8 protein-coding genes are annotated in these 8,104 nt (G+C 39.0%); 3 read left to right on the top strand and 5 right to left on the bottom strand.

What is annotated here, in order from left to right:
* The 4 genes from RT405_RS11970 to RT405_RS11985 form a co-directional block, all read right to left on the bottom strand.
* On the bottom strand, positions 1–557 hold a 557-nt coding region (locus RT405_RS11970; RefSeq protein ID WP_313469962.1), incomplete at its 3' end, for a metallophosphoesterase.
* A gap of 103 nt (positions 558–660) precedes the next feature.
* The gene (locus tag RT405_RS11975; RefSeq protein WP_313469964.1) at positions 661–2,178 is read right to left on the bottom strand and encodes an ABC transporter permease/substrate-binding protein; all 1,518 of its coding nucleotides are present in this window, start codon (positions 2,176–2,178) and stop codon (positions 661–663) included.
* Positions 2,175–3,149, bottom strand: coding sequence for an ABC transporter ATP-binding protein (locus RT405_RS11980; protein WP_313469965.1), 975 nt, complete (start codon positions 3,147–3,149; stop codon positions 2,175–2,177). The genes RT405_RS11975 and RT405_RS11980 overlap by 4 nt, the downstream gene beginning before the upstream one ends.
* A 38-nt stretch (positions 3,150–3,187) precedes the next feature.
* Positions 3,188–3,922 (bottom strand): metallophosphoesterase, encoded by a 735-nt coding sequence (locus RT405_RS11985; RefSeq protein ID WP_313469968.1) that lies wholly within the window; start codon positions 3,920–3,922, stop codon positions 3,188–3,190.
* A 244-nt stretch (positions 3,923–4,166) separates the two neighbouring features.
* Here RT405_RS11985 and RT405_RS11990 point away from each other — a divergent pair, with 244 nt between their 5' ends.
* The 3 genes from RT405_RS11990 to RT405_RS12000 are packed head-to-tail and all read left to right on the top strand — an operon-like array spanning position 4,167 to position 6,974.
* The gene (locus RT405_RS11990; RefSeq protein WP_313469970.1) at positions 4,167–5,027 is read left to right on the top strand and encodes an HlyD family efflux transporter periplasmic adaptor subunit; all 861 of its coding nucleotides are present in this window, start codon (positions 4,167–4,169) and stop codon (positions 5,025–5,027) included.
* A gap of 15 nt (positions 5,028–5,042) precedes the next feature.
* Positions 5,043–5,732, top strand: coding sequence for an ABC transporter ATP-binding protein (locus tag RT405_RS11995; RefSeq protein ID WP_313469973.1), 690 nt, complete (start codon positions 5,043–5,045; stop codon positions 5,730–5,732).
* A 15-nt stretch (positions 5,733–5,747) separates the two neighbouring features.
* Positions 5,748–6,974 (top strand): ABC transporter permease, encoded by a 1,227-nt coding sequence (locus RT405_RS12000; protein ID WP_313469975.1) that lies wholly within the window; start codon positions 5,748–5,750, stop codon positions 6,972–6,974.
* A 60-nt stretch (positions 6,975–7,034) separates the two neighbouring features.
* Here RT405_RS12000 and RT405_RS12005 read toward each other — a convergent pair.
* Positions 7,035–8,104 (bottom strand): cation:dicarboxylate symporter family transporter (locus RT405_RS12005; RefSeq protein WP_313469978.1); only part of this gene is annotated, 1,070 nt, incomplete at its 5' end.

Genomic DNA, 8,104 nt, shown 5'->3' on the forward strand with positions numbered 1-8,104 from the left:
TGGGTCATTAAAATAACTTTTCGATCTCCGACTTTTTCCAGATCTTCTTCCATTTTCTCCAACATCCATTGAGCTACTGCTTGGTCTGATTCGCCCCAGTCACAGTACCGTTTATCTTGCCAAGTGCCCACACGCAATTTCATTTTTTGAAAATCCAGGTCATCGTATTGGTTTGTATCTGCAAACCCATAATCATACCAGCCTGAATTGCCCACCACAGCCCATTGATCATTAATAATATAAGGACGCTCTAAAATGCTTTCCGGCTGGCTTTTAAAATAATCATAAATTTTTTTCGTATCGGTTTCTCCATTGTTCCTAGACCAATAATCGTGATTGCCGGGTACAAACAATATCGGAATACCGCTTAATTGCCCAAGTTCATCTAAAAAAGCTTGCGACACACGGTAATCGCTACTGATATCTCCACCTATTAAGAAAAGGTCGATTTGCTGTTTTTTTATCTGATTATTCAATAAAGTCGCAAATGTCTCATTCTCCGGTAGATGCTTCCCGTTTGTATCGATATGCAAATCTGATAATACACCAATTTTCATTGTCTTGCCCCATTTCTTTACCTATCTGCTTCATTTACAGTAACTTTTTAAGCTGCAAAAATCAATAAAGTATTCTAATTCGTCATTAGAATACTTTACAGATTTATTTTTTTATTAATTGTTGTTCTATTAAAAACTGATGCGCGACTGCTTGTGGATTCGCATTATTTACATTGACTTCATAGTTCATCTGGCGCATTTCTTCATCTGTGATTTTTCCGCCTAATTGATTTAACACTTGTTCCAGCTCAGGGTGTTTTTCCAACGTTTTAGTCAACAATAAAGGTGCCCCTTGATAAGGTGGAAACAACCCTTTGTCGTCTTCTAGAACCGTTAAATTGTATTGAGCCAATTCACTGTCAGTCGAATACGCATCAACCAAATTGATATCCCCCGTTTTAATCGCTGAATAACGCAATTTAGGTTCCATTGTCTGTAAATTATCAAACGTTATCCCATATAAATCTTGGATTCCTAAATAACCATCTTGCCGATCTGCGAATTCAAGTGTAAACCCTACTTTAAGCTGATCTGTAACAGCTTGAAGATCTGATATTTTTTTCAACTGATATTGTTCGGCCAGCTCTGGTGTAACTGCTAAAGCATAAGTATTATTAAACGCCATTGGTTCCAATAATGACATATTATATTGTTGAGCTAGTCCTTGACGAGCTTGTTCAACGACCTCTTTTTCATCTGTCGATTTTGCTTCTTCATTTAAAAAGGTAGCTAAAATCGTTCCACTGTACTCTGTATAAATATCGATATCTCCTGATTCTAAAGCATTAAAAACAAAAGTCGTTTTCCCCATATTCGGTTTCAATTGAACCGATAAATCTGTTTGATTTTCAATCAATTCTTTGTACATATTCATGATGATTTCAGGCTCTGCTCCTAATTTTCCGGCAATCACAATCTCTTTATCTTTGCCGCTGATCAAAGGTACAATCATCAGCACCAGCATAACAACTGTCACTGACCCTAAAACTTGAATGGTCCGATTAAAAGAAACTTTTTCAAAATAACTCAATACATAATCAAAGCCAACTGCTAAAATGGCTGCTGGAATAGCTCCCATTAAAATCAATTGATTATTTCCCCGATCGATCCCCAGTAGAATCAAGCTTCCTAATCCGCCGGCACCAATCAAAGCGGCAATCGTTCCCGTTCCAATAATTAAAACCATTGCATTCCTGATCCCCGCCATAATGATTGGCATCGCAATCGGAATTTGAACTTTTAATAGTTTCCGCTTGCGATCCATTCCCATGGCATCAGCTGCTTCATCTAATGACGGGTCAATTTCTGTCAATCCGGTATATGTGTTGCGCAAAATCGGCAATAGAGCATAAATAACTAAAGCAACGACAGCCGGTACCTTGCCGATCCCGACCAACGGAATCAGTAAGCCGAGTAAAGCTAAGGAAGGAATAGTTTGAAAAATAGCTGTGATTTGAATAATAGGACCTGCAGCTTTTTTATGCTGTGCTAAATAAATAGCTAGAGGAATCGCAATCAGCACTGCAATCAATAGTGAAATAAAAGATAACTGGATATGTTCGATCAAAGCTGTCCCTAATGCACCTTTTCGTTCTTGAAAGGTCGTTATCCATGCGTTCATTCTGTTACACCTCCAGCAGTAATATTCGCTGCTAAGTAGGCCAACAGTTGTTTATGTGTCACCTTTCCAATAATGTGGTTTTGAGCATCTTGGATAAAAACAACTTCCTCTTTTGATAAGGCCATAATCAATTGGTCAACTGTATCTGTTGCCTTTAACAATTTCTCAGTATTTCCCCCCTCCGCAACTGGCTGTGTATATCCAGCTGTCACTAACTGTTGGATAGATTGTGATTCAACTACTTCGATATTGCCTGACTTTAAGAAGTCTTTGACAAATGTGGTATTAGGGTGTCTGCGAATCTCGTCAGGTGTACCGATTTGAACGATTTCCCCCTCATTCATTAAGCAGATTCTGTCGCCTAATGCCATTGCTTCTTGCATATCATGCGTTACAAAGACAATTGTTTTTTGTAATTTTTTATGCAGTTCCACAACGTCTTTTTGCAAGTTATGGCGGCTGATTGGATCTAGAGCACTAAAAGGTTCATCCATCAAGATAATATCCGGATCGGCCGCAAGCGCCCGTACCACTCCTATCCGCTGCTGTTCCCCGCCTGATAATTCGCTGGTTCTGCGATGGCGGTAACTTTCAGCATCTAACCCCACGCTTTCAAGCAATTCAGTTACGCGTTCTTGCATTTTGTCTTTAGGCATCTTTTTCATTTCAGGCACGACAGTAATATTTTCTTCCACCGTCATATTGGGAAATAAAGCAATTTGCTGTAAGACATACCCCATGTTCCAGCGCAATTCTTGAATGTTGTAATCACTAATGGGTTTGCCGCCGACAAGAATATAACCGGTGGTTAAGGTAATCAATCGATTGATCATTTTTAATGTTGTAGTTTTGCCACTTCCACTTGGCCCGATCAAAACAAAAAATTCACCATCTCTTATTTCCAAATTCAAATTGGATACCACTGGTTTGCCAGGAACATATTCTTTTGTCACCTCTTTAAATTCAATCATTTTTATGCACCTGCTCTACCTTTATTTTTCGCAATTAATCAAACGCGTCCATCCCAAACATATCCTTGATTCACCAGCTTGTAGTCTTGCAACAATTTTTCCGAGTCAAAAACTACGCCGTGCAAGGCTCCACCATAAACGGCACCGCCATCAATTCCGATTTTATTATCTTGTATCCATAAATCAGTTGTTTTATTGTCTCCGTAAAGAGCAGGAGTAAGTGTATGACCAAAAACAATTGTCTTTCCTGTCTTATTCTTCATCGTATGAAATGGCTCGCGAATCCAAACGAAATCTCTTGGATTTGTCTTTTTCCAATCTTTCTTGGATAAATCTACACCTGCATGCACAAATACAAAATTTCCCCATTCAAAATATAACGGTAAATTTTTTAACCGTTCTTTTAAAGTAGGATAATGACTGATCATCAGCATAGCAATTTCAGTCGGAGAGTACTCATCATTTAATCCAGGATGCAAAAAGGTTTCTAAAGTCTGCAAGCCGCCATTTAGTAGATACAAATCGTAATTATCTTCTGGATGTTCTAGAAAATCCAGAAGCATTTCTTCGTGATTGCCTTTTAACCAGATGGCACCTTTTTCTTCAACTAATTCATTAGCCAATACAAAACAAGCTTTTGGGTTCTCTCCACGGTCACCCAAGTCCCCAATCAATAGCAATTGCTGAGTAGCTTCATTCCAATGTGTCAGCATTTCTTGAAAAAGATTGATCTGTCCATGAACATCGCCAATTGCAAATAGTTCTTTTTTCATACTGATCTCCTCATTTCAGCTTTTTTATAGACACATACTACTTTCTAACTTTCTTTAACTATACACTTTTTCGCAAAAAAACTGAATTATTTGCTCACGAACCAGAAGTATTTCCCTATCTTCAAACATAAGTTTTCATGCTAGACGTTGCGTACTAAAACCGTTATACTGAATAAATGACATCATGTCATACTGATGATCCATCAGTTGGATTAAAACCAGAGAAGAAAGGAAGATTCACCATATGAATACAAAAAAAGCAATTGGTATTCTGGCAGCATTGATTGTAGTAGGTTTCATTGGCTACAGTATTTTCGGAACTTCTACTAAAGAAGAAGCTATTTCAGTCAGAACCGGAAAAACAGCTAATGAGACAATCGTTGAAACTCTTTCAACCACAGGAACTTTAGAAGCTGAACAAACACAAGAAATCTTTGGACAAGGTCTTGTTACTGAGGTCGATGTAGCTGTCGGAGATCAAGTAGAAGAAAACGATCGGCTAGTTCTTTATCAAGACGGAACAGCACAAACAGCTAATTTTGACGGAACTGTAACCAATGTCAGCGTTGTCCCTGATGAAGCTGATTTAAGTGCACAGACCGGCGAAGCAGCTATTACATTAGCTGACTTAAGCGATTTAAAAGTAACTGTCCAATTAACTAAGTCTGATGCCCCATTAGTAAAAAAAGATCAAGCTGTTACCCTATCTAATGGTTCAGAAACTTATTCAGGAAAAGTAACCCATATTGATCCAGTCGCTACGACTATTATGAGTCAAACCGGAAATACCACTGCATTAGCTGCTACTATCGGATTTGATACCCCTCCTAAGGATTTATTTGCCGGATTTGATATTGACGCTGAAATCACCACTAATACAGCTGAAAATGCTGTTGCTTTGCCTATTGAAGCCTTGCTTTATAACGATAAAAACAAACCGTTTGTCTATGTTATCGAAAAGGGAACAGCACGTGCAAAATTGATCGACATTGGTATTCAATCCGATACCAAAGTTGAAGTGAAAGATGGCTTAGCTGCCGATCAAACTGTCATCTTATCTCCTGATGAAAAAATCAAAGATGGCGTTTCAGTATCAGCAAAATAGAAAGGCGGTAAAGCAATGATTGAATTAAAAAATATCGTCAAAACGTATCAAACAGGAGATGAAAAACTTGTGGCATTAGATAATATTTCCTTAACCATTGGAAAAGGCGAATTTACTTCTATTATGGGCCCAAGCGGATCTGGAAAATCAACGATGATGAATATATTAGGTTTATTGGATCATTTTGATTCAGGAACTTATTTTTTAAACGGAGAGAATGTGAGTAACTTAAGCGACAATCAAGGTGCTCATGTCCGAAACAAAGAAATTGGTTTTGTTTTCCAATCCTTTAATTTGATGCCGCGAATGACGATTCTGGAAAACGTGGAATTGCCCATGGTTTATGCTGGTGTCCCCGCTAAAGAGCGTAAACAGCGGGCTTTAAAAGCGCTAGAACGCGTGGGTTTAAGTGATCGAGTAAAGCACAAACCAAACGAAATCTCAGGTGGTCAAAAACAGCGTGTAGCCATTGCCCGCGCTATTGTGAATGAACCTTCTGTTCTAATGGCAGATGAGCCTACCGGTAATTTGGATTCTAAGACGACTATTGACATATTGCGTATTTTTCAAGAATTAAATGCTGAAGGAACAACTATTGTAATGGTCACACATGAACCGGAAGTCGCCATTTATACTAAACGCATCGTGTCGTTTTTTGACGGGACTCTCCAAGATGATCGTCTCCAAAATCCAAAAATGTTATAGAAAGGAGCCAGATCTTTGAATATTAAAGAAAATTTTAAAATGGCCATTGATAGTATTTTCGCAAATAAAATGCGTTCTTTCTTGACCATGTTGGGAATCATCATCGGAATCGCAGCTGTTATTGCTATCCTTGCTGTTGGGAATGGAGCTACTTCTGAAATCACTGGGACATTTGACGATTTAGGAGCTTCAACTATTTCTGTCTCATTGAGTGATGAAGCTTCTAGCAGTGATGCCTTTACCGATGAAGATCTTAAAGCTTTAAAAGCGTCCATTCCGGCCATCACGCATATTTCTCCTGACAAAACTATCCGTGCATCTGCAAAATCTGAATTTGATTCCCGAACGGCTTTAGCTTTAAGTGGAACTCCTGATATGCAGTATACAAATCAAACAATGGATAGTACATTGGTTTACGGGCGCTATTTTAATCAAACAGATTATCAGGATGCTAAAAACGTAGCCGTGGTCAGTGAAGATACCGCAAAAGCCTTATTTAATGAACGGACAAACGTAGTCGGTGAAACGCTGCAACTCAGCGGAGAAGCCGGAAACAATCTACGCTTAATGATCGTTGGTGTTGTAAAAGGAACATTTGAAGATTTACAAGGCTCATTCGATCTTAGTCAAATGCCGATTTATTTAGCGGTACCTTTAACAACTATGGAAAAACTAAATCCAGAAGCCACGACAATGGATAGCTTAACCGTTCAAGTAACGGATAAAGAAGCAATCGAGACAGTTTCAACTCAAATTGTGCGGTTATTGGAAACACGACATAATTCTTTAGGAAAAGATTACTATACCGCTACCAACTTTTTACAAGCTTTAGATCAAGTAAACTCTGTCTTGAGTTTATTTGTTAATTTCATTGCTGCAGTTGCTGCAATCGCCTTATTGGTTGGCGGCATTGGAGTCATGAATATTATGTTAGTTTCCGTTACGGAACGTACCCGTGAAATCGGAACCCGTAAAGCGCTTGGTGCAACTACCGGAACCATTTTGATGCAATTCTTAATGGAATCTATTATTTTAAGTTTGATCGGCGGTATCATTGGATTGGTATTGGGTATCCTACTGGCAAATGGAGTAGCCGGAGCCTTAAACATTATTCCAAATATCACGCTCACTTCGGTTGTTCTAGTTTTACTTTTCTCTACTGCTGTAGGTGTGTTTTTCGGCATCTACCCTGCGCGAAAAGCTGCAAAATTAGATCCAATTGAAGCACTTAGATACGAATAACCAAACAGAAAAAGCTGAAGTTCCTCTTTTAAAAGGGAAACTTCAGCTTTTTAGTTTTTATTACATATCTGATTTAACGATCGCTTCGTCATCATTAAACATCGCTGTATCAAAGCGTTTGATTCGTTTTGATGAAATAATCCCAGCTATGATGCTGTCATTTACATTTAACATTGTCCGAGCCATATCGATGACCGGTTCAACTGAAATAACTAATCCGACAATAGCTACCGGCAAGTCCAGAGCTCCTAAAACGATCAAAGCAGCAAATGTTGCTCCGCCGCCGACTCCGGCAACGCCAAATGAACTAATCGTTACAACAGCTACGATTGTCAAAATATAGGTTGGGCTGAAAAGGTCAATCCCCATCGTTGGCGCAACGATTGCCGCCAACATAGCAGGGTAAACTCCTGCACAACCATTTTGTCCGATCGACATCCCGAATGTGCCAGAAAAGTTTGCAGAAGCATCGTCAACACCTAAAGCTTTTGTTTGCGTTTCGATATTCAATGGCAAAGCACCAGCACTTGAACGTGAAGTAAAAGCAAAGCTTAAAACAGTCCACGTTTTCTTCAAGTATTGGATCGGACTTACTTTCACACCCAATAAAATCAGCATATGGATCAGGAACATCACAATAATAGCCGCATAAGAAGCTACTACAAATTTTCCTAGATTCAATAAAGCATTAAAATCACTTGTTGCTAAAGCTTTTGTCATTAATGCAAAAACTCCGTATGGTGTTAATCTTAATACCAATGTCACGATCCGCATAACGATGGCATACAAGCTCTTGATGATTTTTTCAAAAAAGGCGCCGTTTTCCGGGTCTTTTTTATTTACCCCTAGATAAGCAACTCCTACGAAAGCTGAAAAGATGACAACTGCAATGGTACTTGTTGAACGAGAATTGGATAAGTCCGCAAAAACATTCGATGGAATGAAGTTCACTACTTGTTCTGGAATAGATAAGTCCGCTACTGCTTCTTGGCGCTCATCCAACGCTGCAATCTGCGCCGTTTCAGCATCTCCTTGGACAAATTCTGCTCCGTCCAAATTAAACAGCATCACACTTGAAACCCCGACTAAAGCTGCAATCGCAGTTGTCGCTAACAATGTCGTTAAAACCG

The sequence above is a fragment of the Carnobacterium sp. genome, assembly GCF_032094055.1.
Classification (GTDB): domain Bacteria; phylum Bacillota; class Bacilli; order Lactobacillales; family Carnobacteriaceae; genus Carnobacterium_A.

What these genes read in the sequence shown, in the direction of transcription:
- RT405_RS11975 (WP_313469964.1), bottom strand. Translation starts at nt 2,178, where the DNA reads ATGAACGCATGGATAACGACCTTTCAAGAACGAAAAGGTGCATTAGGG.
- RT405_RS11980 (WP_313469965.1), bottom strand. Translation starts at nt 3,149, where the DNA reads ATGATTGAATTTAAAGAGGTGACAAAAGAATATGTTCCTGGCAAACCA.
- RT405_RS11985 (WP_313469968.1), bottom strand. Translation starts at nt 3,922, where the DNA reads ATGAAAAAAGAACTATTTGCAATTGGCGATGTTCATGGACAGATCAAT.
- RT405_RS11990 (WP_313469970.1), top strand. Translation starts at nt 4,167, where the DNA reads ATGAATACAAAAAAAGCAATTGGTATTCTGGCAGCATTGATTGTAGTA.
- RT405_RS11995 (WP_313469973.1), top strand. Translation starts at nt 5,043, where the DNA reads ATGATTGAATTAAAAAATATCGTCAAAACGTATCAAACAGGAGATGAA.